Source organism: Shinella lacus (assembly GCF_010994755.1).
GTDB lineage: Bacteria > Pseudomonadota > Alphaproteobacteria > Rhizobiales > Rhizobiaceae > Shinella > Shinella lacus.
This window is the reverse complement of the sequence record NZ_WHSB02000001.1, coordinates 513166-537866: the sequence shown is the minus strand read 5'-3', so window position 1 is coordinate 537866 and position 24701 is coordinate 513166. Positions and strand designations below refer to the sequence as shown.

Genomic DNA, 24701 nt, shown 5'->3' with positions numbered 1-24701 from the left:
GCTATCGACTGGTTCGAAGGATCGAGCGGCCGCAGTCCGTTACTGCGATAGGCAATAACCTTTGCCGTCGTCAAACTCAAGGTCGGTGCGAACGGGCCATCGACGTTCGATGGGTCCTGCTTTAGGTCGTTGTTCAGCTTTCTGCCGTAACGTCAGGTAATCTTGCTGCATGCGGGGATTTCGGAATGGGCGTCGTGACGCTGGACCAGGTGGATCGCCAGATCGCGCGGGGCTTTCGGTTCTTGCGTTTTTCTCCGGATATCGAGGCCGCCTTCCGCAAGGACTATGTGGCGGAGCGGGTGCGGCTCGCCGTCATCTGGGGCGTCATCGGCACGCTAATCTACGATCTCGTCTATTTCGGCGACCGCACCATGATGGCGGATGTCTTCACCGCGCTGGTCTTCGCGCGTTTCCTGGTGTTCACGCCCTTCGTGATCGCCTGTATCCTGACCGTACGCCGTTGGCGGAATGCGCTGCTCTACGATAGTCTCTCCGTCGCGATCGCCGTGATGGGCGTCACCCTGCCGATGCTTGCCGCCACGCAAAGCGCCAGCCCCTACCTCTTCGTCTACCAGAACGGCAACTCCGCCGCCTTCCTGTTCTTCGTCATCGCATTGCGGCCGCGTTTTCCCGCGGTCCTTGTGGGGCTCGCGCTGATGTGCGCCTCGCATTTCACCACCACGCAGATGACGGGCGCCTTCGACGCCGTGACCTATTCCGGTATTATCACCTTCTATGTGACCCTCTCGATCTTCCTGGCGGTGAGCGCTTATTTCCTGGAGCAGAAGGACCGGCAGAATTTTCTTAACCAGCTGCGCGCCGGCCTGCTCTACGGGCAGCTGGAGCGCAATGCCGAGCGGGACGAGCTGACGGGGCTGCTCAACCGGCGTTCGCTCGCGCGGATCTGCGAAGGCCTGTGGAGCGGCGGGAAGCATAAAACCGTGGCCGCCATCCTGCTCGACATCGATCATTTCAAGCGGTTCAACGACGTTCACGGCCATATCGAAGGCGATGCCTGCCTTCGCGCCGTCTCGCGGTGCATCCGCGACACGGTGGACGAGGCGTCTTTCGTGTTCCGCTTCGGGGGCGAGGAGATGCTGGTCCTCTCGGCTGATCGGGAGCCCCTGGCGGCACTGGCGATGGCGGAGCGCATCCGGGTCGCTATCGAAGACCTCGCCATGCGCCATCGCGGACTGGACGATGGCTGCGTGACGGTCAGTCTCGGGGTGGCCCTGGCGGCGCCTGCCGAGACGACACTGGAGCGGCTTTTGTGCGATGCCGACAGTGCGCTCTACGAAGCGAAGCGCATGGGCAGGAACACCGTGGCGCTTGCCGGCGAGACGTTGGTCGACGCCCGCGTCGCCTAGATCATTCGAGCTGAAGGTTCTCCTTGAGCAGGACCTCGATACGGATCCGCTCCTGGGAGGCGAGCAGTTCGCGGTGATCGGCGCGGGCGCGCATGATGCGCAGCGCGCTTCTGACGGCGTGGCCGGGGTCCTGGGCGATCACGGCGTCGATGCGCTCGTCCATCAGAGCCCTTTCGCTGAACGGGGTGCGCTCATGCGCGACGACGGTGAGGGGGCGGGAACCCTGCGCGTTCCAGATGGCCGACAGCGGCACCCGTGCCTCCGAACTCAACACATAGACGGCAACGGTATCCGGGTTGTGCTGCAGGGTGCGCTGGATGATAAGCTCGGTGCGTTTTTCGTCCGCATAGGTTTCCAGCGACGGCAGGATTTCGAGATGCGGGAACTGGGTGTTGATGATGCTGTCGAAGCCGAGGCGGCGCTGGATGCTGTCGAGCGCCATCATGGTTTCCGCCACCACCATGATCTTGCCGGGCTTTTCGCTGATGAAGCGGCCGGCGATCTTGCCGGCGGTGGCACCGGCCGCGAAGTTATCGACGCCGACATAGTCGGCGCTCTCCAGCCGTTCCTGGCCTGAGAGGAATTGCACGACCTTGACGCCGCGCTCGACGAGCCGCATCAGCGCGTCGCGCACCTGCGGCGATTCCGGCGCCATGACGGCCACCCCGTCGATGGCTTCGGGATCGATGGCGGTCAGGTATTTGGCGACATGGTGCGGGTCCGCCATGGGAATCTGCACGGCCTCTACCGCGATGGAATCGGCGCGCAGCGCTTCCTTCGCCTCGGTGACGCGGCCGATGAGTTCCTTGAGATACTGGTCGCCGGAGGTCGGCAGCACGAAGCGGAAGCGATAGGTCTTGTTGCGCGCCAGCGCGACTGCGGCCGGGTTGCGGACGAAGCCGATGCGCTCGATCGCCTCAGCGACTTTGCGCGCGGCCTTCCCGCTGACATTCGGGCGCTCGTTCAGCACGCGGTCGACGGTCGCCAGGCTGACGCCTGCGGCTTCTGCCAGGTCTTTTGCGGTTGGCCGCATGCGCCCGCTTTCCTCCTCCCAAGAGTCTGAATCGGATTTCTCTAACAAAAGCAGGCGAAAAGCAAGAATTGAAGTGCGCACCTCAAAAATTGCTTGCATTGAGGTGCGCACCTCAATATGACTCTCTCCATGGCCGCGAGGAGGAACACCGCAGCCATGGAGATGGCGTGGAAGAGGGCAGGCCCATGGAGGCGTCCTTCCGCGCCTGTTGCCCGCCACGGGCGTTTTCACCTTTCGATGGAGGTCGGAAGGGAGGGGGAGGAGGCCCCAACCATGAATTTTCACAAAGTCAGATCATTGACCGCTCTCGGCGCCCTTTTGGCCGCCGGCGTTGCAAACACCGGCCAGGCCGGCGCCGCCGAATTGACGCTTTGCTGGGCCGCCTGGGACCCGGCAAACGCCCTCGTTGAGCTCAGCAAGGATTTCGAGGCCAAGAGCGGCAACACCATGAAGTTCGAGTTCGTCCCGTGGCCGAACTTCGCCGACCGCATGCTCAACGAGTTGAATTCCGGCGGCAAGCTCTGCGATCTCCTGATCGGCGACAGCCAGTGGATCGGCGGTGCCGCGGAGAACGGACAGTACGTCAAGCTCAACGATTTCTTCGACAAGGAAGGAATCAAGATGGATGACTTCATCCCGGCCACCGTCGTCGGTTATGCCGAATGGCCGAAGAACTCGCCGAACTACTGGGCGCTGCCGGCCTTCGGCGACGTCGTTGGCTGGAGCTACCGCAAGGACTGGTTCGCACGCCCTGAACTCCAGGCGGAGTTCAAGCAGAAATACGGCCGCGATCTCGCGGTGCCGAAAACCTTCGCCGAATTAAAGGACATCGCCGAATTCTTCCAGAAGCGCGAGATCGACGGCAAGACCGTCTATGGCGCGGCGATCTACACGGAGCGCGGCTCCGAGGGCATCACCATGGGCGTCATGGACGTGCTCTACAGCTTCGGCTTCCAGTACGAAAATCCCGACAAGCCCTACGAGCTGGACGGCTACGTGAATTCCGCCAAGGCGGTGGCCGGCCTGGAGTTCTACAAGGAACTCTACAATTGCTGCACGCCGCCCGGCCATTCCGACGCCTACATGTCGGAGGACATCGATGCCTACAAGTCGGGCCAGGTCGCGCTGCACATGAACTTCGCCTTCACCTGGCCGGGCATCAATGCCGATCCCAATGTCGGCGGCGACAAGTCCGGCTACTTCCCGAACCCGGCAGGCCCGGATGGCGTCGCTTTCGCCCAGCTTGGCGGGCAGGGCATTTCGGTGGTCGCGGCGTCCGAAAAGCAGGAAGAGGCGCTTGCCTATATCAAGTGGTTCGCCCAGCCGGAGGTCCAGCAGAAATGGTGGCAGATGGGCGGCTATTCGGCGCTGCGCAAGGTGGTCGAAGACCCCGGTTTTGCGACCAGCCAGCCCTATGCGCAGACCTTCCTCGATTCCATGGCCATCGTGAAGGACTTCTGGGCCGAGCCGTCCTACGCCTCGCTGCTGCAGGCGGCGCAGAAGCGCTTCCATGACTATGTGGTCGCCGGCCAGGGGACGGCGCAGGAAGCGCTCGACGGTCTGGCGAAGGACTGGACGCAGGTCTTCGACGACGAAGGCAAGTACTGACCGCCACGAGCTTTGTGCCCGCCGCCTCCCAGCGGACCAAGGCGCGGCCGGAGCCGGGGATCTGCCCCCGGCTCTGTCGCCGCTCAGTTGAAAAACCAAGGGACATTCAATGCTGAAATCATCCGTGGAGCGGGTCGCCGAAGCGACGCCGCACGCCATTGCCAAACGCATGCACGGCCTGTCTGACCGTGCGCTCGCCTGGCTCTTCGTCGCCCCGTCGATCGTGCTGCTTCTGGCGGTCAACATCTTTCCGCTCATCTGGACGATCCGGCTGAGCTTCACCAATTTCCGTGTCAATCGCCCCAATGCCGAGGTCGAGTTCGTCGGCCTGAAGAACTACCTGAACATCCTGTCCGACCGCGACATCTGGCTGACCATGCAGGCGACCGCGCATTTCCTGATCTGGACCATCGTCCTTCAGGTGCTGATCGGCTTTTCGCTCGCCTACCTGATCAACAAGAAGTTCCGCGGCAACGACCTCTGGACGACGATCATCGTGCTGCCGATGATGCTGAGCCCGGCGGTGGTGGGCAATTTCTGGACCTTCCTCTACCAGCCGCAGATCGGCCTGTTCAACTATGCCGTCGGCTTCCTGACGGGTGCCGACCCGTCGAGTTTCTCCATGATCGGCGACGTGTCGCTGGCACCCTGGGCCATCGTCATCGTCGACACCTGGATGTGGACACCCTTCGTCATGCTGATCTGCCTTGCAGGCCTGCGCTCCATTCCGCCCAGCATCTATGAAGCCGCCGAATGCGACCGCGCCAGCAAATGGCGGCAGTTCTGGACGATCACCATCCCGCTCGTGCTGCCCTTCCTGATGCTCGCCGTGCTCTTCCGCGGCATCGAGAACTTCAAGATGTTCGACCTCGTGGTGCAGCTCACCGGAGGCGGACCGGGCTCGATCACCGAGCTTACCTCGATCAACCTGAAGCGCGAGGCCTTCGAGAAGTGGCGCACGGGCTACGCATCCGCCTATGCCGTCATCCTCTTCGTCACGGTCTTCGGCCTTGCGTCGATCTACGTCAAAGCCCTGAACAAGGTGAAACAGCGATGAGCTATTCCGTTACCGAGCCGTCCCTGCGGCAGAAATGGTTCGCCGGCAGCCTGGTCGTGCTCTACGCGCTGATCACCATCCTTCCCCTGGTCTGGATCATCGCGACGAGCTTCAAGACACCGGCGGATGCGATCGCCTATCCCCCGAAAACCTTCTTCACGCCGACGGTGGAAGGCTATGTCAACGTCTTCACCACGCGCACCCGGCTTTCACCGGAACAATTGCAGGCGCTCGGTGAGCCCACGACCTGGTACGACAAGCTGGTGCGCAAGGACGGGCTCGTCATTTCCGGCCCCTCACGCTTTTCCGAACGTTTCACCAATTCGGTGATCATCGGCTTCGGCTCGACGGTGCTGTGCATCGTGCTCGGCACCGCGGCGGCCTATGCCTTCTCGCGCTTCAAGGTGCCGCTGAAGGATGACCTGCTGTTCTTCATCCTCTCCACGCGCATGATGCCGCCGATCGCCGTCGCCATCCCGATCTTCCTGATGTTCCGCTCGCTCGGCCTCAGCGATACCCATGCCGGCATGATCCTGCTCTATACGGCGGTGAACCTGTCGCTCTCGGTCTGGCTGCTCAAGGGTTTCATCGACGAGATCCCGATCGAATACGAGGAGGCGGCGCTGATCGACGGCTACACGCGGTTCCAGGCCTTCTACAAGGTGGTGCTGCCGCAGGCCGCGACGGGCATCGCCTCCACGGCCATCTTCTGCCTGATCTTCGCCTGGAACGAATATGCCTTCGCCGTGCTGCTGACATCCGGCAACGCCCAGACGGCGCCGCCCTTCATCCCCACCATCATCGGCGTCAGCGGGCAGGATTGGCCGGCGGTTGCCGCGGGCGCGACCCTCTTCCTCGTGCCGGTCATGGTGTTCACCATTCTTCTGCGCAAACATTTGCTGCGCGGCATCACATTCGGAGCAGTCCGCAAATGACAAGATTCTTCAACGGGTTGCTGCATCTGCGGCGCGGCGCCTGGGAAATGCTGGCATCGGTGCTGATCGCCATGGGCGTCGTCATGCTCATGCAGCCCTTCGCCCTCGTGCTCTATTCCTGGTCCTTCGTCATAACCTTGCTGGGTACGGTGATGTTCATCATCGTCAGCCATTTCCCGGAGTAGGCTGATGGCGCAAATCAGAATCCAGAACGTGCGCAAGGAATTCGGCGCCTTCACCGCGGTCCGCTCCTCCAGTTTCACCATCGAGGACGGCGAGTTCTTCATGCTGCTCGGCCCTTCCGGCTGCGGCAAGACGACGACCCTTCGCATGATGGCGGGCCTCGAACTGCCGACTTCCGGCGAGATCTTCATCGACGGCGAGGAGGTCGGCATGAAGCCGGCGAGCCAGCGCGACATCGCCTTCGTCTTCCAGATGTTCGCGCTCTATCCACATATGAACGTGCGCAAGAACATCTCCTATCCGCTGTTGAGCCAGGGCTTGCGCGGCGAGGAACTGAAGACGCGCGTCGCCGAGGTCGCCCGCATCCTCCGCATCGAGCATATCCTGGACAAACCCGTCGGCGGCCTTTCCGGCGGCGACCGCCAGCGCGTGGCGCTCGGCCGCGCCATCGTGCGCCGCCCGAAAGCCTTCTTCATGGACGAGCCGCTCGGCGCGCTCGACGCGGAATTCCGCGAGCATATGGCGGAGGAGCTGCGCGCCCTGCACGACCGCATGGGCGCCACCACCGTCTATGTCACGCACGACCAGCTCGAAGCCATGCAGATGGGCGACAAGATCGTCGTCATGAACCACGGCGTCGTCGAGCAGTTCGGCCGGCCGCAGCAGATCTACGACTGGCCGGCGACGAAGTTCGTGGCGCAGTTCATCGGCTCGCCGCCGATGAACTTTCTGGAGTTCGACGGCATGATCGGCATTGGCGGCGACAGTATCGATCTTGGCGGCGTGAAGGTGAAAGTGCCGGCCACGCGGGAAGGTCGGGCCGGGCGACTGACGCTCGGCGTGCGCCCGGAACATGTGCGCTTCAGCAGCGATGCCGCCTATCGGGGCCGCGTGATCGCGGTCGAATATCTCGGCACCACCCAGATCGTGACGCTCTCCACCGGCCATGGCGACCTGAAGGCACGCATCCCCTCCAGCCATGTCGTGCACGAGGACGAGTTGATCGGCCTCGATTTCGATGCGCGCACGCTGTCGGTCTTCGATGCGGAGAATGGTAAGGCGCTTATTTCCGAGGCAAATGAAGGAGTTCTCGCACATGGCTGAAGTCGTTCTTCAAAATGTGAGCAAGTCCTTCGGCAACACGCTTGCGCTCGACAATGTCTCGCTGACGGTTCCCGACGGCGCCTTCGTCGTGCTGCTCGGCCCGACCGGCGTGGGCAAGACGACGACGCTCAGAATGGTTTCCGGCCTCGACACGCCCGACAGTGGAGAGGTCTATATCGGTGGAAGGCCGATGAAGGGCCTGTCGCCGGCTGAACGCAACGTCGCCATGGTTTTTCAGCAATATTCGCTCTATCCGCACCTGACCGTTCGCCAGAACCTGGAGTTCCCGCTGAAATCCCCGCTCCTCAAGACACCGAAAGAGGCGATCGAGCGCAAGGTGCGCGAGGTCGCCGAAACGCTCCAGATCGCCCACAAGCTGGACAACAAGGCGACGGCGCTCTCCGGCGGCGAGATGCAGCGCGTCTCCATCGGCCGCGCCCTTGTCCGCAACCCGCAGATCTTCCTGATGGACGAGCCGTTGAGCTCGCTCGACGCGAAGCTGCGGGCGGACCTGCGCATCGAGCTGAAACGCATCCAGGCGAAAACCGGCGCGACCCTGCTCTATGTCACGCATGACCAGATCGAGGCGATGACCATGGCGACCCATGTCGGCGTGCTGAACGAGGGCCGGCTCGTGCAGTTCGGCTCGCCGCGCGAGGTCTATGAACAGCCGGTCAGCGTCTATGCCGCGACCCGCCTCGGTCAGCCACGCATCAACGTGCTGCCGGCCGACATTTTCGCAGGCGCCCCTTCCGGGGCCAAAAGCATTGGGTTAAGGCCGGAGCATATCGCGCAGGGCGAAGGCGAGGAGGCGCTGGTCAAGCGCGTCGAACATCTCGGCGACCAGACACGCCTGCATCTCACCTTCCGCAAACATGATCTCATTACCGTCACGGATGCGCACACGCCGCTCAAGGGTGGCGAAACCATAAAAATCCAGCCGTCGCGGCCGCTCTACTTCGATGCGGCAGGCATGCGTTTAGCTTAAGGAGAACAAAAATCATGGCGCAATTCATCAACAAGCGCGAAGACGTCGTCACCGAGGCGATCGATGGGTTGCTGGCCTTGTCCGGCGGCGCGCTCACCCGTCTCGATGGCTATCCGCATATCCGCGTCGTGCTGCGCAGCGATTGGGACAAGTCGCGCGTGGCGATCGTCTCCGGCGGCGGCTCGGGCCACGAGCCCGCCCATGTCGGCTTCGTCGGCAAGGGCATGCTGACGGCCGCGGTCTGCGGCGATGTCTTCGCCTCGCCGAGTGTGGACGCCGTGCTCGCCGGTATCCTGGCGGTGACGGGGCCGGCCGGTTGCCTGCTCATCGTCAAGAACTATACCGGCGACCGGCTGAATTTCGGCCTCGCCGCCGAGCGCGCGCGTGCCTTCGGGCTCAATGTCTCGATGGTGATCGTCGGGGACGACATCGCGCTTCCCGACCTGCCGCAGGCGCGCGGCGTCGCCGGCACGCTGTTCGTGCACAAGATCGCCGGGGCGCTTGCCGAACGGGGCGCCGACCTCGAAACGGTGACGGCAGCGGCAAGGCACGTCATTGCCAGCACGCATTCCATCGGCATGTCGCTCGATACCTGCCGGGTTCCGGGCTCGCCGAAGGAGGACCGTATCCCGGAGGGCAAGGCCGAACTCGGCCTCGGCATCCATGGCGAAGCCGGCGTCGAGCAGATCGATTTCGCCGGCGCCCGTCCCTCCGTCGCGACCATGGCGGAGCGGCTCGCCGCCGTCATGGGCGAGGGGCCGCATGTCGCGCTGATCAACAATCTCGGCGGCACGTCCGAGCTGGAAATGTCCGTGCTCGCCCGTGACCTGCTCGGGTCGTCCATCGGCGGAAAGATCGCCCATGCGATCGGCCCGGCGCCGCTGATGACCTCGCTCGACATGCAGGGTTTTTCGATCTCGGTCTTCGCCGCCGACGCGGCCGAGCTTGAGCTCCTGAAGGCGCCGGTTTCGATCGCCGCCTGGCCGGGGGTTTCCGAGGTGCGGCCCATCGCCATCGCGGCCCTGCCGGACGGCCTGACGCCGATCACGCCCATGCGCTCGGAGCATCGGGCGACGCGCGAATTCCTGATCAATTGCTGCAACGTGCTGATCGCCGCCGAACAGGACCTCAATGCGCTGGACGCGAAATCCGGCGACGGCGATACCGGCTCGACGCTGGCGGGTGCTGCCCGTGCGCTGATCAACGCGATCGACCGCCTGCCGCTCTCCGATCACACCCAGTTGCTGCGGGCCATCGGTCAGGAGCTGAGCCAGACCATGGGCGGCTCCTCCGGCGTGCTGCTCGCCATCTTCTTCGCCGCCGCAGGCGACGGCGCGTCGAGCGGACTGCCGATGCGCGAGGCGCTGCGCGCAGGCCTCGCCCGCATGCAGGAGATCGGTGGCGCCAGCATCGGCGACCGGACCATGGTGGACGCCCTTTCCCCCGCCCTCGACGCGCTCGGAGAAAACATCGCCGCCGCCGCGGCTGCGGCAAGGAAGGGTGCAAACTTCACCGCAACGCTGACCCGCGCCAAAGCCGGCCGCGCCGCCTACATCAACGCCAAGCAGCTTGAAGGTCACGTCGATCCGGGTGCGGAAGCGGTCGCGCGTCTTTTCGAGCATCTGGCGAGCTGACAGGACGCTGCATCATCGGTCGGGCTTATGGATATCAATAGCCCGCAAGCGTGTCGAAACGAACGACCTTGACTGTCTCGCCGGCGGCCGCTGCGGGCGCACCGGCAGAGCGGAAGAGCAGGGCGTTTGACGCCGCGAGGAGGGCGAGCATCGAGCTGTCCTGTTCCGTGAAGGCCGCGACGGTGAGTTCGCCATCGCTGGCGGTGACGGTTGCGCGGAGATAATCGTCGCGCTCGCCCGTCTTTCCGATGGGGGAGGTCAGCCGTGCAGTCTCGAAGCGCGGTCCGGAGGCATCGCCGCCGGTCATGGCGGCGATGGCGGACTTCAGGAACAGCAGCGCGCAGACCAGCGCCGAGACGGGATTGCCGGGCAGGCCGAGGACCGGCATGCTGCCGAGCGCGCCGAACATCAGCGGCTTGCCGGGCCGCATCCGGATCTTCCAGAAATTGAAGCTGAGGCCGAGGGCCTGGAGGGCGGGGCGCACGCGGTCGTGATCGCCCACCGAGGCGCCGCCCGTCACGAGCAGAAGGTCGGCGTCCAGGCCCTGGAGCGCCGTGGTGATGGCGGCATCGTCGTCGAGGGCGATTCCGAGATCGAGCGGCTCGCCGCCCCAGGCGGCCACGAGCGCGAGGAGGGCGGGCCGGTTTGCATCGAATATCCGCCCGGCGCCGGCCCCAGCCGGGTCGTTCGCCAGTTCGTCTCCGGTGGAGAGCACGGCAATTCTCGGCCGGCGGCGAACCGCGACCGTGCCGTGGCCGGCGGCAGCCGAAAGGCCGATGTCGCGTGCGCTGATCGTGCGACCTGCCGGGATGATCTCGTCGCCCGCCTTGAAGTTCAGCCCCGCCGGGCGAATGTACAGCCCCGGCCTGGCCTGCGTCTGGAAGACGATGCGGCCCCCGTCGGCCTCGACATCCTCCTGGATGACGATCGCGTCCGCCCCGATCGGCACGGGCGCGCCGGTGAAGATGCGCATGCAGGTTCCCGGCGAAAGCGTGGGCACGACAGGCGTGCCGGCCCTGGACGCACCGGAAAGCGGCAGACGCATGCCGACCGACGATATCTCGGCCGCCCGCACCGCATAGCCGTCCATCGCCGAGACGTCGAAGGGCGGCGAGGTCGTGAGCGCTGTCAACGCGGTCGCCGTGACGCGCCCGAGCGCTGCATGCAGCCCGATCGTCTCCTCCCCGACGAGATGCATGCCGGAATTGATCAGCCGGCGCGCTTCCTCCACACTGATGGCGCTTTTCCCGAAGGACTGGTCGAGACCCATGGCATGTCATCCCTGCTGCTGGCGGCGTGCACCCGCCGGTTTCGTTCACATCACTGTGACTGACGCTATATCTGTAACAATATAGCGCGTGGAGTCGTATCAGTCTTCGAGAGACGTTTTCGGATCGATACGGAGGCTTCAGATGGTTTCGAGACGGTGGTTTTTACTTCAGAGCGCCTGTGCGGCAATCCTGGCCGGGGCGCCGTTTCGGCACGCGGCCGCGGCCGGCACGTTCAGCGTCACGCATTCGGATGAGGAGTGGAAGACGCTCCTGACGCCCGAGCAGTATGAGGTGCTGCGACGCAGCGGCACGGAGCGCCCGTTTACAAGCGCGCTCCTCAACGAGCACCGTCGCGGCAATTTCGCCTGCGAGGGCTGCGAGCTCGATCTCTTCTCCTCGACGACCAAGTATGACAGCGGCACGGGCTGGCCGAGCTTCTGGGCGCCGCTGGACAAGGCCGTGGGCACCGAGACCGACGTGTCCTTTGGCATGACCCGCACCTCGGTGCATTGCAGCCGTTGCGGCGGGCATCTCGGGCATGTCTTCGACGACGGCCCGCAGCCCACGGGCCTGCGCTATTGCATGAACGGAATTGCCCTCAGCTTCAAATCGCTGGAAACCTGAAGGTCGCATGATGCTGCTGTTCCTGCTTGCCTATCTGGGGGGCGTGCTGACCATCGTCAGCCCCTGCATCCTGCCCGTGCTGCCGTTCGTCTTCTCGCGGGCCGACCGGCCTTTCCTGAAGAGCGGCCTGCCCATGCTCGCCGGCATGACGGTCACCTTCGCGCTCATTGCAAGCCTTGCCGCTGTGGCCGGCGGCTGGGCGGTGGAGGCAAACCGTTACGGGCGCTTTGCGGCGATCGGTTTGCTCGCCGTCTTCGGCATCATGCTGCTCTTCCCCGCCATCGCCGAACGGGTGACGCGCCCGCTGGTGGATTTTGGCGCGCGGCTGTCGCGGTCGGCGGATGGCGGTATTGGCGGCTCGCTGCTGCTCGGCGCCGCGACCGGCCTGCTTTGGGCGCCCTGCGCCGGCCCGGTGCTCGGCCTGATCCTGACGGGCGCGGCCTTGCAGGGGGCCAATATCGGCACGACGGTGCTGCTGCTCGCCTATGCCGCGGGCGCGGCGACCTCGCTGGCGCTGGCGATCCTCGTCGGCGGCCGTGTCTTCGCGGCGATGAAGCGCTCGCTTGGCGCCGGTGAATGGGTGCGGCGCGGGCTGGGGGCTGCGGTCCTCGTCGCCGTCGCGGCCATCGCGCTCGGGCTCGATACGGGGCTGCTGACGCGGCTGTCGCTTTCGGGCACCGTCGCGCTGGAAGAGCGGTTGATCAAGGCGCTCGGCGCGGAGCAACCGGTCGCCATGAGCGGCGGCTCGGGCATGATGCAGGCCGATCCCGCCATGATGGCGGATGGTTCGGCGATGATGGCCGGCGGATCGGCCATGATGGCGGCCAACCCGCAGGCCAACGCCACGGGCGCCCTGCCGGTCGAGGGCATCGTGCCGTCGCTCACGGGCGCGGTCGAATGGCTGAACTCGCCGCCGCTGACGACGGAGGGGCTCAAGGGCAAGGTCGTGCTGGTCGATTTCTGGACCTATTCCTGCGTCAATTGCCTGCGTGCCATTCCCTATGTTCGCGCCTGGGCCGAGAAGTACAAGGACCAGGGGCTGGTGGTGATCGGCGTGCACACGCCGGAATTCGCCTTCGAGAAGGACCTCGGCAATGTCCGCCAGGCGGCGACCGATCTCGGCACTACCTATCCCGTCGCCGTCGACAACGACTATGCGATCTGGCGCGTGTTCAACAATCGCTACTGGCCGGCGCACTATTTCATCGATGCGGAAGGCCGCATCCGGCATCACAAGTTCGGCGAGGGCGGCTATGACGAGTCCGAGCGAGTCATCCAGAAACTTCTGGCCGAGGCCGGCGCCAAGCAGGTGGCATCGGACATCGTGGCGGTGAACGCGACGGGCGCGCAGGCCGCCTCCGACACGGCCGACGTGCTCTCGCCGGAAACCTATATCGGCTACGAACGGGCGCAGAACTTCGTGTCACCCGGCGGCGCCGTCAACGAAGTGGCCCACACCTACACAGATGGCGGGCCGCGCCTCAACGAATGGGGTTTCGACGGCTCGTGGACCATCGGCCGCGAGCATGCAGCACTCAATACCGCCGACGGCGCCATCGTCTACCGCTTCCATGCCCGCGACCTGCATCTGGTGCTCGGCCCGGCGGCGGATGGCAAGCCGATCCGCTTTCGCGTGACGCTGGACGGCGCGCCGCCGACGGAGGATCATGGCGTCGACGTCGCTGCCGACGGGACGGGTGTGATCACCGGCCAGCGGCTCTACCAGCTCGTGCGCCAGAAGGACGCCGCGCGCGACCGTACCTTTGAAATCCGCTTCCTCGACCCAGGCGTGGAAGCCTACGCCTTCACCTTCGGCTGAAACTCGGAGACCAGACATGGCCCATTCATCGACGCACCGCAGACCCACCTTCCGTTCCACCACGCTGATGCTCTTCGCGCTCGCCGGCATCGCCTCGGCCGCGCCGGCGGCGGCGCAGGAGGGCATCGCCATTCCAGCGCCTGCCGAGGATATCGCAATGCCGAAGGATACCGCCGTCGCGGTCTTCGCCGGCGGCTGCTTCTGGGGCGTCCAGGGCGTCTTTCAGCATGTCGAGGGCGTCAGCAATGCCGTCTCAGGCTATGCTGGCGGCTCGGCGCAGACGGCGCATTATGAGATGGTCGGCCTCGGCGATACCGGGCATGCCGAAGCCGTGCAGATCAGCTATGACCCGGCGAAGATCAGCTACGGCAAGCTGCTGCAGGTCTTCTTCTCCGTCGCGCATGATCCGACGCAGCTCAACCGTCAGGGGCCGGATACCGGCACGCAGTACCGCACCGCGATCTTCCCGCAGGACGAGGCGCAGGCGAAGGTCGCGAAGGACTATATCGCCGAGCTCAACAAAGCCCGGCTGTTCAACGCGGCCATCGTCACCAAGCTCGAGCCCGGCCAGTCCTTCTACCCGGCGGAAGGCTACCACCAGGATTACCTGACCCTCAATCCGAGCCAGCCCTACATCGTCTACAACGACATGCCGAAGATCGAGAACCTGCGAAAGCTCTTCCCCGATCTCTACCGGAACGATCCGGTGCTGGTGTCCGAGGCGAAGACGTCGAACTGAGCGGAGAGAAAAACAGGTTCCGCCCGCAGCGCTTTGACCCTGCTCCCAAAAGAGCAGGGTCAGACTGCATTACATCAGCATAAGCTTGTCATTCAGCGCCATCCAGCCGGCCGGCTCCTTGATCAGGGCCGCGGTGTCGTGTTTGCCGAAGATGCGCGTGAAGCTGCGCTTGGTGAAGATTTCGTGGAACATCGCAGAGGCGGGGCCGACCGGCCCGCCACGGGCGCCGAAGGCACCGGCAATCACGGTTTCCTGATAGGCACGCCAGTGCACTTCCATCGCGGTGCGAGCGACGAGCTTGCTCAGCGTCACCTTGATGCCGAGCTTGGCGACGGTCGTGGCGATGTTAGTCGCGAGACCGACCGCGGGGATCGGAATAGCGGCGCCTGCCAGGCCCACGCCGCGAACGCCGATCTTCGCGACTTTCGCCTTAAGCATCGCATCGACCCAGCGCGTGACCGTTTCGCTCTTTTTGAACCCCGTGCCGGCCGCCTTGATGCCGATCAGATGTGCAGCGGTCGTGCCAACAGCGCTTCCCTCGCGCAGAATGCTGCCGACGTCGACGGCCGTCACGCCGGATGCAAGGCCGCCTGCAAGACTGACGGCACTTCCGCCCAGTCCCTTGAAAGTCCGCCCGGTGAAATACTTGCGGGTCTTGGGTGACAGACCGTCGTGGCCATTGGCCAGGAAGGCCGGGTTTGGGATGACCTTTTCGTCGGCCTCCTCGGCGCCGTAGACCTCACGCAGAAAATGAATGACGGAAATGAGATTCGAGGCCGTATCATCCGCACTCGCGACAGATTCAACGACGCACCAGCAGACGTCTTCCGCATCGGTCTTGTCGATCACACCAAAATTGAAACTACCAGGCACGATATCCCCCTTGGTCTAAAGCTTCGCGCGCGAAGCTATTCCAACGCCCATCAATTGATAGTTGCGATGTTACCGGATGAGGACTTTACAGCGCTTTAACTGAGCCTTCCAAAGACGAGCACGGTGATGTCGTCGAATTGCGGCGCGCCGTCTGCAAAGGCATAGGCCGTCGCCAGTACGCTACGGGCGAGGTCGGTTGCAGACGCGTTTGGGCGGGCGGCGATTTCGGCAAGGATGTTTTCTGTTCCGAACTGCTCCTGATCAGCGTTCTGCATGTCCGAAAGGCCATCCGAGGTGAGGAAAAGGCGGTCGCCCACGGCGAGCACGAGCTCGTGGTCGTGGAAGTCGAGCGCATCGATGACACCGAGCGCGGGATCGGGCGCTGTCGCCACTTCGGCGACGGTGTTTCCGCTTGTCCAGATCGGGTAGACGTGGCCGGCATTGCAGTAGGTGAGGCGGCCGGTGGCGACCTCCAGCAGGGCGTAGAATAGCGTGACAAATCGCGAGTTCGGATTGTTCTTGCCGAGTTCGTCATTGACGAGGGCGATGATTTCCGAGGGGCGCGGCACCCGTCCCGAAATGGCGTGGAATTGCAAGGTGCCGGCGCGCAGCAGGCTGCGCGTGCGCGCCATGAAAAGGGCGGCGGAGGCGCCCTTGCCGGCGACATCGCCAATCGCCAGCGCAATCAGGCCGGGCGTTACCTCGAAGACGTCGTAGAGATCGCCGCCGATTTCCAGCGCCGGGTCGATGCTGGCGAAGATATCGAGCTGGGCGGGATTGACGGGGAAGGTGGTCGGCAGCATGGATTGCTGGCAGAGCCAGGCTTCCGCCAGCTCCCGTTCAAGCCGTTCGAGCTGGCGCTGGTTGATATCGCGCAGCAACTTTTTTTCCAGCACAGCACCGACGCGGGCGGCAAGCAGTGCCGGGTTGAAGGGTTTCGGCAGGTAATCCTCGGCGCCGAGCTCGATGCAGCGCACCACCGTCTCGATTTCGGACGCCGCGGAGATCATCACGACGGACAGCGATTTGAGCCAGCCTTCGTCGTTCAATGCCTGAAGCGCATCGATGCCATTCATGCGCGGCATCATCACGTCGAGCAGGATCAGGTCGAAGGGCTCCGCGCGCACCTTTTCGAGCGCTTCGAGCCCATCGCCGGCCTGCACGGTGTTGACGAGGCCGAGCCGCCGGAGGCGGCGTGCCAGCACATCCCGGTTGTCCTCGATATCATCGACGATGAGGATACGTGCCTGGGAGAAATCCAAAGAGACCTCATGAATGCTGTGCTGTAGAACCCGCGATCGGCCGCCATCACGTTACGCCAATCGCCGGAGGTTTCAAAGACGGCTCAGCGTCCGTTGATGGAGAGCATGCCAGTGACGGGGTCGATCGCCGTGTTGAAGGTGACGGCCTCGCTGGAGCTGTCGGTTTCCATCAGGGCGTTGATCTGGAAGCGCAGCACCCGCTCCATCTGGTTTTCCGGCACGACCAGCACGACGGAAAGCTCACGGAAGCGCGGCTCGAAGCGGCGGATGACCTCTTCCAAGTGCTTACGGAACTGTTCCTGCTGGGCGGGCGAGGCGAGGTGCTGGCTCTGTACCTCCGGCAGGCCATAGGTCAGGATCGACTGGCGCAGTTCCAGAAGTCTCTCGTCCTCGGGCAGGCGACCGGGACGGGTGTTGAAGAGAATTTCGAGATCACGCCGCACGGATTCGTGCATCTCTTGCATGGCGCGATCGACGTTGCGATCCGTCTCGATACTGTCGCCCTGTAGCAGCCGGTCGAAGAGGGGAAGCCGCGGAGGCGCTTTGTTGGGAAGGCGGGCCATGCTCTATCCTTCCTTGCTACCGCGACCGCATGGATTGCACTTCGGTCCGCATCCGGAACCCCGTCACGACTTGGTCGAACTGGAAATGCGGCTGGAGGTGCAGCACGCAGTTCATCACGCCGGGCCGACCGCTGACCTCGCTCATTTCCAATCGCGCGCCGGCGAGCGGATAACGCGCCTTCAACTCCGCGCTGGCGTCGGTGTTGCCGATCGTGTAGTTGCGCAGCCATTCTTCGAGGTAACGTTCGAGATCCTGCGGCGTCGTATAGGCGCCGACCCGGTCGCGCGCCATGATCTTCACGTAGTGGGCGAACCGGCTCATACACATGACGTAGTGCAGCATGGAGGAAAGTCGGCCGTTCACCTGGGCTGGAAGGTCGTTGTCACTCGGTGCCGCATAAAGCGATTGCGCGCCAAGGAAGACGACAGAGCGATCGAAATTGCACGGCGTGAGCGCGATGAAACCGAGAGCTTCCAAAATCTTTTGCTTCTTGTCGGTCAGCTCGACTTCCAGCGGCCGCCGATAGGCGACCTTCTCGCCGGTCGAAAATTGCGCAACCGGCAGGTGGCTGATGACGCCGCCAAGATCGGCCTGCGGGCCGCGCGTACCACACATATCGGCAAACCAGCCCCATTCGCGAAACGCACGGATGGAGATCACGCCGAAGGCGAAGGCGGCATTGCCCCATAACCAGGAATCGACGCCCGCTCCGCCTTCGCTATAGCGGAAACCGTCCTGCCGTGAGGCGGAGTCCTTATAGCGGTCGCGCAACAGGATGCGCGGCATGGCGATCCCGAGGAAGCGGCTGTCCTCCAGGTCGCGGAGCCGGCGCCAGCGGTGATACTCACCGAGCTGGAAACCGGCATCGAGCCGCTGCGCATAGGAGAGGTCGGCGAAAGTGGTGACCCCGAACAGTTCCGGTGCGGCACCAAGGATGCAGGGAGAAAACGATGCCGCCGCGACCTGCGCCAGGCCGGAAAGTGTGCCGACATCGTCCTGCGGGCCCGCGCTACCCGATGGCGCGCGGTGACGCACCGCATGGTCGCAAAGCAGCAGCCCATATGGCACGCCGCCTGGCATGCCATATTCCTCGCTGTAGACCTTGGCGAACAATGTGCTCTGATCGAATTCGATCGCGCGATCGAAATCGCGCGAGAGTTCGGACCATGTGACATTGAAGAGCTTGATGCGGACCTTGTCGTCGTTGCCGGTTTCCGACAGCAGCAAATCGACGCCGCGCCAAGTGGCTTCGAGCGCCTTGAACTCCGCCGTGTGGATGATCGCATCGACCTGGTCGCCAAGCAGCGGATCGATCGCCGCGATGTCTCGGGTTAGCACCGCCCGCCAGCCATCGCCGCCGCCGCGTGTGCCGAACCACAGGCGAAGGCACTCCGCCGGGTCGTCGCTCGCGATGAAACGGTCGAGCGTGGCGGAGGTTTCCTCTCCGCCACGCTCGAGAACCGCATCGATGATGCGAAGCCGAATGCCGGCTTCGCTTTTTGCGCCATCGCCGCTGGAAGCGTCTTCCACGGCGATGACTGCGTCGTGTTCCATGCCTGCGTCAGCCCATCTGCGGGATGCGCGCGACGAGGCGCATGGATGCAGTGAGCTCTTCCATCTGCAACCACGGGCGGAGATAAGCGACAGCGTTGTAGGCACCCGGGGAACCGGGGATTTCCTTCACCGTAACCTGGGCTTCGGCGAGAGGATACTGCGCCTTCATTTCTGCGCTCGCATCCGGATTGCCGTTGACGAAGTTGCGGATCCAGTTGTTGAGCCAGTTTTCGCAATCGCGAACTTCGAGGAACGAACCGATCTTGTCGCGGCCCATGACCTTGAGGTAGTGCGAGAAGCGCGACGTTGCCATGATATAAGGCAGACGGGCAGAGATCGCCGCGTTGGCCGTTGCATCGGGCTTGTCGTACTTCTTCGCGCGCTGCGTGGTCTGCGCGCCGAAGAACACCGCGTAGTCCGTGCTCTTGTAGTGGCAGAGCGGCAGGAAGCCGAGCTTGGAAAGCTCTGCCTCGCGGCGGTCAGTGATGCCGATTTCCGTCGGGCATTGCTGGTCGGCGTCGCCGTCGTCGCTGGTGAAGGTGAAGGTCGGCAGGTTCTCGACCTTGCCGCCGCCTTCCGCACCGCGGATCGCCACGCACCAGCCGTACTTCGAGAAGGCTGATGTCAGGCGCTCACCGAGCGCGTAGGAGGCATTCATCCAGGTAAAGTCGTTCGACTCCATCTTGCTGACAACGCCATTGGCGTCGATCGGAGCTTCCTCGAACTTGAACTCGTCGATCTGCTTGCCCTGCGAGCCAAAGGGAACGCGGGCGAGCACGCGCGGCATGGTCAGCGTGACGAAGCGGCTGTCTTCGCTGTCACGGAAACCGCGCCACTTGATGTATTCCGAGCTGTCGAAGATCTTTTCGAGATCGCGCGGCTTGGAGAGTTCGGTGAAGCTTTCCAGGCCGAACATTTTCGGGCTTGCGGCCGAGATGAAGGGCGCGAAGGAGGCTGCAGCGACATTGGACATGCCCTGCAGCACTTCGAGGTCTTCCGTGCCGGAGCCGAACTCGAAGTCGCCGATGAGCGCGCCGTAGGGCTCGCCGCCGGGTGTGCCGAATTCGTTTTCGTAGAGCTTCTTGAAGGTCTGGCTCTGGTCGAACTCGACTGCCTTGGTCAAGTCCTTGTGCAGTTCCTTCTTCGACAGGTTGAGAACGCGGATTTTCAGCGTCGAGCTGGTTTCCGAATTCTTGACGAGGTAGTTGAGGCCACGCCAGCTGCCTTCCAGCTTCTGGAATTCTTCATTGTGCATGATGGCGGTCAGCTGCTTCGACATCTTTTCGTCGATTGCGGCAATCGCCTTGTTGAAGGTCTGCGTCAGGTTCTTGCTGAACGTGACCGTGCCGGAAAGGGCTTCCGACGTCAGCGTGCGCAACAGGTCCTGGATTTCGTCCGGCTCGGCGGTCTTGGTGACCTGGATGGCCTGGTCGAGAAGGCTCAGGGAGCCGGTTTCTTCTGCGACGGCTGTGCTGCCGGCTGTTTGGGTCTCGGCGCTCATTCGACTACTCCTTCGCTTTCTCGGCGCCAAGCTCGTTGGCAAGGGATGCAAGCTTGTCGGTGTTCTGCAGGACCTCCTCCAGGAGGCTTTCGAGTTCTTCCGACCGGTCCACCTTCGACATCAGGTCGCGCAGCTTGTTGCGAACGGCGAGAAGCTTGCGAAGCGGCTCGACCTGTTCAACGACGGCGCCGGGCTCGAAGTCGTTGATCGACTTGAACTTCAGCGAGACCGGCATCAACGTATCGTCGCCGGCCAGCGTGTTCTCGACCTTGAATTCCGCGCCGGGCGTCATGCGCTGCATGACGTCGTCGAAGTTGTCACGGTCGATCTGGATGAACTTGCGGTCGCGCAGCGGCTTCAGCGGCTCGTAGGGCTTGCCGGAGAAATCGCCGATGACGCCCACGACGAAGGGCAGTTCCTTGCGGACCTGTGCGCCTTCCGTTTCCACGTCGTAAGTGATGTGGACGCGCGGTGCGCGCACCCTTTTGAGCTTCTGTTGAACGCTTTCTGCCATGACGGCCCCCTCTTCAAGCGGTGAATGGTTGCGGATATGCGATAGGGAATTAATAACCTTGTTCGGTCGACGGCGGCTTGATGCCCGCCGCCAACAGGATGCGCTGAAGGTGGGCCGGGTCTTCGACCAGTTCCACCAACAGATCGGGTAGGCTCATGCGCGCACGCCGGACGGCGTCTTCAAGCGTGTACGACATGGGCGAATGCGGTTCGGTTTTGCGAAAGTAAGCGGAAATGCGCGTCAGTTCCGCCAACGCCTCGTCACGGGACTGGTAGCCCTCGATCTTGCGGACGACGACGGTGCCGGACACCTGCTGACCGCCTTCACCTTGCTGGCCCGCGTCGCCGGCGGAAACTTCCTCGCTGTCGGCAGAATAGTTCGCGACTGCAAGTTTGTCCGCGGCGAAGTGGGCAATCGAGCGGGAGATTTCCTCCAGCATTTCGCGAAGCGCTGAAACGGGCGGTGCATCGACACCAGCCACCGCATCGAAGGCTGCAGACATCTCCGCCAGCGCCGCCAGCGTCTCCACGATGACGGCCTGGGTTTCGGCGAAGAAGGCGACGGATGTATCCGCCACGCTTTCCAGGAATTGCTCCATGGTCACGGCGCCGTTGTCGATGCGCTCCTGGCGGCGGTCGGGATCAGTGACCTTCGCGAGGTCGCGCGCCTGCTCGTAGTTCCAGAGCGAAAAGCTCCATTGCGAGCCGCGCGTGATCGATACAAGCCGGATCGGCTGAATGAGTGTTCCGACCGCGCCCGAACCGTTGAGGCCCGCGACTGCGGAAACTTTTCCTTCCACACCGTCTTCGTCGAGCTCGGGGAAGCAGGTTTCCCAGAAGCCGTTGACGATGCCGGTGAGCACCTTCATGCCGTCGCGCAGGCCGGCAAAACCTTCGGTTCGCAAGAGAGCCTCAACGAGCCAAGCGGCGATTTCGAGATCCTTGCCGTGGGAAGCGAGGATCGTCATCGCGGTGTCGGCGACGGTGTCCCATTCCTCGGGCGATGCACCACCGGTCTCGACGGCGGCGCGTTCCGCGGAGCGGGCGGCGTTGCGGGCGTCCTTGGTGCGGTAATAGAGCGAGGCAGGCGAGCTATCGGCGCGCGGATCTGTCCCGGCAGGCGCCTCTTCCGAGATCGCCTGGAGCAGAGCGTCGATATCGATGACCTGCGGCAGAGCCATGGGTAGATATCCTCCTGCCCTTGCGGGGCCTGGTCGCTTGGAAACTTTTACTCGGATACCGCACGCGCGGAGCTGGCAGAAGAATGCTTAGCCCCAAATACTTAATCGATCTTGAAACGAATCTCTCGATTCGGCTGGGATCAATTGCTTCCCGTCGGCCGCTCGCCCGGCAACCAGCCGTTGCCGCCATTGGCAATGTTCACCCCTCGTGTCACCGCTGTCTCGAAGCGCTCCACAAGGTTCTTAGCATCTCCTGCTGTAATCGACAGCAGCACCGACGCCCCGGCACCGATCGGCCCCAACCGAGGGTCGGCGTCTGCGTCCGGCATGCCTTCCGGCGCAAGGCTTCCGCCCGACCAGAAGACCGCGAGTGCCGCATAGGCCGCAGCCCCCTTGAACTTGGCCGATTCGGCGCACTCCATGCAAGAGCGGCGGCGGGAATCGTCCGGCTCGTAGACCCAGGCGGCCGTACGCTCCAGGCACAGCAATTCCAGCTCCGTCGGTGCCGGAATGCTGGTTTTAGCGACGACATAGCACCACCAGATCGCCTCGCGGATCGGCAAGGTGAAGGCGAGGAAACGTATGGCGTCCCCAATGTTTTCCGCCTCGACCAGAAGCGACAGGAAACCCTGTGGCGACAGGGTGGGCAATAGAAAGGGGAGGGCCTCGGCTGAAAGCTCCGCCCGGCCGCAGATATCCTGTGCCGTCTGGGCTGTCACCTTGCGAAAGGCTTCCGTCTGGATTTTCACCATCTACCCCTAATTGATCTTGACCATGCCGCCCTTGACGATGGCCATACCATCGCCCGCGACATTGACGATCGGGCCCTTGATCTCGCTTTGGGCGGACCCTTCGATCGACACCGTGACACCTTTGATGGTGATGCCGGCCTGGGTGAGCTCCACTGTGCTGCTACCGCATTTCAGCGTAATGCCCTGCATCGCCTCGAGGGTTATCTTGCCGGCGCTGGCCTTCGTTGTCTGATTGCCCTGGGTGAGGGTCAGGGTGTCGCTGCCCACGTTCAACGTCACCGCCCGGTCGCCTTGCTTGAGCGTCAGCGTGTCGCCACCGGTGGCAATTGTCACCGTGCGCTTGCCCTTGTCGATGTCGAGCGTCTCGTTTCCGGTCTCGATCTTCTCTGTCCGGTTGCCCTTCTTGATCGTGAAGGTCTCATTGCCTTCTGTGATCTCGGTAGTGCGATCGTTCTTGATCGTGCGTTTCTGGTCGTGGTCGACGGTCAGCGTGTCGTCGTTCTCAACCTCGCGCAGAAAGTCCTTTTCGGCGTGGAAGGTGATCTTCTCCTCGCCCTTCTTGTCCTCGAAGGAAAGCTCGTTGGCATTCGCCGTCTGGCCCGATTTGCTGCTGCGCGTCAGCAGGCCGCTCTTCGTCATGTTGGTGGGCAGAGCCCAGGGCGGCATGTTGTCGGCATTGTAGACGGCGCCCGTTACCAATGGGCGGTCCGGATCGCCGTCAAGGAACTGCACGACGACCTCCATGCCGATGCGCGGCACGAAGACGGAGCCCCAGTTGCTGCCGGCGAGCGATTGCGCCACGCGCACGAAGCAGGAACTTGTCTCGTTCTTCTTGCCGTAACGATCCCAATGGAACTGCACGCGGATGCGTCCGTATTTATCGGTGTGGATTTCCTCGCCGGAAGGCCCGACGACGAGGGCGGTCTGCGGACCTTGCACGATGGGTTTGGGCGTCGGTAGCGGATTACGGGCGATACGCGCTGCCGGAATGCAGGAAAAGGTGTTGCGATAGTACGGTTTGCCCTCCGTGCCGGGCCGGATGTTGAAATACGCGCGGTCGAGAGCTTCGTGACGTATCTCGGTCAGCGTCATGCGGCGGTTTTCGCCATCCACGGGGTGAGCCTTCAGCGTGAAGGCATGGCCGCTCGTGAAGCTTGCGCATGTGCCGCCTCCGGTCGTCGTCTCGAAGCCTGCCTCGGCGGCGTCGATGGCGACGGTGGCGAAACGCTTCAGCGTGTCGGACTTGACGGAATTGCCGGGAAAGCGAAAGTGCTCCCATTTCTTTCCGGCGGCCGGCTGCTGGTTCGCCTTGCGCTCACCCTCGATCGTGTTTGCCGGCTTTTCGAAGTCGTAGTCTTCGATATGCCACATTGCATCGGTGAGGCTCGCCCCGCTGTCGAAGGTGTGGACGCCGTCTACGGCCTCCTCCTGGCCCTGGCGGTATTCGACCGTATCCTGCAGGCATTCGGCGTAGGCGGAAGCATTGTCGGCCAGCACCAGCGTGTGCTTTCCGTCCTCGTGCTTGAAAAAATAGAAGATGCCTTCCTCGGCGAGGAGGCGCTGGAAGAAGTCGAAATCCGTTTCGCCGAATTGCACCCGGTATTCCGAAGGATCGTAGGTAGAGTTGAGCTTCTTTTCGAAGGTGATGGCGCTGTCCGCCAAAAGCTGCTCGACGATCTCGACGGCGGTCTTTTCCTGGAAAACCTTGTGATCGGACGTGCGCTTGAGAAGCCACAGGCTGGGTGAGATGACGAGTGTATAGAGCCGGTAATCGTTGCGCGTGAAAGCGCCGGCGGAAAAGGCGGTGACGATGCCGTTGACATAGCGGCGCGTGCTGCGGGGTCTGGCCATGGAGAGCGTCACGCTCTTGCCCAGCAGATCACTTGGATCGATCGTCGCACGGGTGGACAGGGCGCTGATGGTGAATTCGAAGAGGTTGGAAATGCCTTCCTTGCCACGCGCTTCCGTCGCAAGAAAGGCATCTTTCCCAAGAGGAGTCTCCAGGGTGATCCAATGGTCCTCTTGAGCTAGGGTCGTCGCCATAGAGTCTTGCTACCCGAAGGATGTGTGCGCGGCACGCATCGACGTCGTTTGAATAGGCCGGAGGCGGGCAAGCCGCCACCGTCGAAGCCTACGGCG

22 protein-coding genes are annotated in these 24701 nt (G+C 63.4%); 11 read left to right on the top strand and 11 right to left on the bottom strand.

The window, feature by feature from the left end; genetic code table 11:
* Positions 1-185 precede the first annotated feature (185 nt).
* The gene (locus GB927_RS02470; RefSeq protein ID WP_256114957.1) at positions 186-1367 is read left to right on the top strand and encodes a GGDEF domain-containing protein; all 1182 of its coding nucleotides are present in this window, start codon (positions 186-188) and stop codon (positions 1365-1367) included.
* A gap of 1 nt (position 1368) precedes the next feature.
* Here the strand turns inward: GB927_RS02470 and GB927_RS02465 are convergent, their stop codons facing one another.
* Positions 1369-2400, bottom strand: a complete 1032-nt coding sequence (locus GB927_RS02465) for a LacI family DNA-binding transcriptional regulator (protein WP_256114956.1) — start codon at positions 2398-2400, stop codon at positions 1369-1371.
* A gap of 273 nt (positions 2401-2673) precedes the next feature.
* Between GB927_RS02465 and GB927_RS02460 the strand changes: the two genes are divergently transcribed.
* The 7 genes from GB927_RS02460 (at position 2674) to GB927_RS02430 (ending at position 9909) form a co-directional block, all read left to right on the top strand.
* Positions 2674-4008 carry an ABC transporter substrate-binding protein gene (locus GB927_RS02460; RefSeq protein WP_256114955.1) on the top strand — a complete coding sequence of 445 codons (1335 nt, stop codon included), beginning with the start codon at positions 2674-2676 and terminating at the stop codon, positions 4006-4008.
* Between the two features lie 109 nt (positions 4009-4117).
* On the top strand, positions 4118-5065 hold the full coding sequence (locus GB927_RS02455) for a carbohydrate ABC transporter permease (RefSeq protein WP_256114954.1): 948 nt from the start codon (positions 4118-4120) through the stop codon (positions 5063-5065).
* The gene (locus GB927_RS02450; protein ID WP_256114953.1) at positions 5062-6000 is read left to right on the top strand and encodes a carbohydrate ABC transporter permease; all 939 of its coding nucleotides are present in this window, start codon (positions 5062-5064) and stop codon (positions 5998-6000) included. The genes GB927_RS02455 and GB927_RS02450 overlap by 4 nt, the downstream gene beginning before the upstream one ends.
* Positions 5997-6185, top strand: coding sequence for a hypothetical protein (locus tag GB927_RS02445; RefSeq protein WP_256114952.1), 189 nt, complete (start codon positions 5997-5999; stop codon positions 6183-6185). Before GB927_RS02450 ends, GB927_RS02445 begins: the two co-directional genes overlap by 4 nt.
* Before the next feature lie 4 nt (positions 6186-6189).
* Positions 6190-7287, top strand: a complete 1098-nt coding sequence (locus GB927_RS02440; protein WP_256114951.1) for an ABC transporter ATP-binding protein — start codon at positions 6190-6192, stop codon at positions 7285-7287.
* Complete coding sequence (locus tag GB927_RS02435) at positions 7280-8275, top strand: ABC transporter ATP-binding protein (RefSeq protein ID WP_256114950.1); 996 nt, start codon at positions 7280-7282, stop codon at positions 8273-8275. The genes GB927_RS02440 and GB927_RS02435 overlap by 8 nt, the downstream gene beginning before the upstream one ends.
* Before the next feature lie 14 nt (positions 8276-8289).
* On the top strand, positions 8290-9909 hold the full coding sequence (locus GB927_RS02430) for a dihydroxyacetone kinase subunit DhaK (RefSeq protein WP_256114949.1): 1620 nt from the start codon (positions 8290-8292) through the stop codon (positions 9907-9909).
* A 34-nt stretch (positions 9910-9943) separates the two neighbouring features.
* On the opposite strand, the gene GB927_RS02425 is transcribed toward GB927_RS02430, so the two are convergent.
* Complete coding sequence (locus tag GB927_RS02425; protein WP_256114948.1) at positions 9944-11179, bottom strand: molybdopterin molybdotransferase MoeA; 1236 nt, start codon at positions 11177-11179, stop codon at positions 9944-9946.
* A 142-nt stretch (positions 11180-11321) separates the two neighbouring features.
* On the opposite strand from GB927_RS02425, the gene msrB reads away from it, so the two are divergent.
* Genes msrB through msrA form a run of 3 tightly spaced genes read left to right on the top strand, consistent with a single transcriptional unit; the run spans position 11322 to position 14362 of the window.
* Positions 11322-11804, top strand: coding sequence for a peptide-methionine (R)-S-oxide reductase MsrB (gene msrB / locus GB927_RS02420; protein WP_256114947.1), 483 nt, complete (start codon positions 11322-11324; stop codon positions 11802-11804).
* 10 nt (positions 11805-11814) lie between these two features.
* On the top strand, positions 11815-13623 hold the full coding sequence (locus GB927_RS02415; RefSeq protein ID WP_256115410.1) for a cytochrome c biogenesis protein DipZ: 1809 nt from the start codon (positions 11815-11817) through the stop codon (positions 13621-13623).
* A gap of 16 nt (positions 13624-13639) precedes the next feature.
* A complete protein-coding gene (gene msrA, locus GB927_RS02410; protein WP_439655465.1) occupies positions 13640-14362 on the top strand; it encodes a peptide-methionine (S)-S-oxide reductase MsrA in 723 nt (240 codons plus the stop codon).
* A 69-nt stretch (positions 14363-14431) separates the two neighbouring features.
* Here msrA and GB927_RS02405 read toward each other — a convergent pair whose 3' ends face one another.
* From GB927_RS02405 to GB927_RS02365, 9 genes are all read right to left on the bottom strand, one after another.
* Positions 14432-15211 carry a hypothetical protein gene (locus GB927_RS02405; protein ID WP_256114946.1) on the bottom strand — a complete coding sequence of 260 codons (780 nt, stop codon included), beginning with the start codon at positions 15209-15211 and terminating at the stop codon, positions 14432-14434.
* A 119-nt stretch (positions 15212-15330) separates the two neighbouring features.
* Positions 15331-16497, bottom strand: coding sequence for a PP2C family protein-serine/threonine phosphatase (locus GB927_RS02400; RefSeq protein WP_256114945.1), 1167 nt, complete (start codon positions 16495-16497; stop codon positions 15331-15333).
* An 83-nt stretch (positions 16498-16580) separates the two neighbouring features.
* Complete coding sequence (gene tssE / locus GB927_RS02395; RefSeq protein WP_256114944.1) at positions 16581-17060, bottom strand: type VI secretion system baseplate subunit TssE; 480 nt, start codon at positions 17058-17060, stop codon at positions 16581-16583.
* Positions 17061-17076: 16 nt separating this feature from the next.
* Positions 17077-18615, bottom strand: coding sequence for a type VI secretion system contractile sheath large subunit (gene tssC / locus GB927_RS02390; RefSeq protein WP_256114943.1), 1539 nt, complete (start codon positions 18613-18615; stop codon positions 17077-17079).
* A 7-nt stretch (positions 18616-18622) separates the two neighbouring features.
* Positions 18623-20116 carry a type VI secretion system contractile sheath large subunit gene (tssC, locus tag GB927_RS02385; RefSeq protein WP_256114942.1) on the bottom strand — a complete coding sequence of 498 codons (1494 nt, stop codon included), beginning with the start codon at positions 20114-20116 and terminating at the stop codon, positions 18623-18625.
* Between the two features lie 4 nt (positions 20117-20120).
* Entirely contained in the window at positions 20121-20630 is a 510-nt protein-coding gene (gene tssB / locus GB927_RS02380; protein WP_256114941.1) for a type VI secretion system contractile sheath small subunit, read from the bottom strand.
* Positions 20631-20679: 49 nt separating this feature from the next.
* Entirely contained in the window at positions 20680-21810 is a 1131-nt protein-coding gene (gene tssA, locus GB927_RS02375; protein ID WP_256114940.1) for a type VI secretion system protein TssA, read from the bottom strand.
* Positions 21811-21950: 140 nt separating this feature from the next.
* Positions 21951-22559, bottom strand: a complete 609-nt coding sequence (locus GB927_RS02370) for a DUF6931 family protein (protein ID WP_256114939.1) — start codon at positions 22557-22559, stop codon at positions 21951-21953.
* 9 nt (positions 22560-22568) lie between these two features.
* Positions 22569-24605 (bottom strand): type VI secretion system Vgr family protein, encoded by a 2037-nt coding sequence (locus GB927_RS02365; RefSeq protein ID WP_256114938.1) that lies wholly within the window; start codon positions 24603-24605, stop codon positions 22569-22571.
* Between the last annotated feature and the right edge of the window lie 96 nt (positions 24606-24701).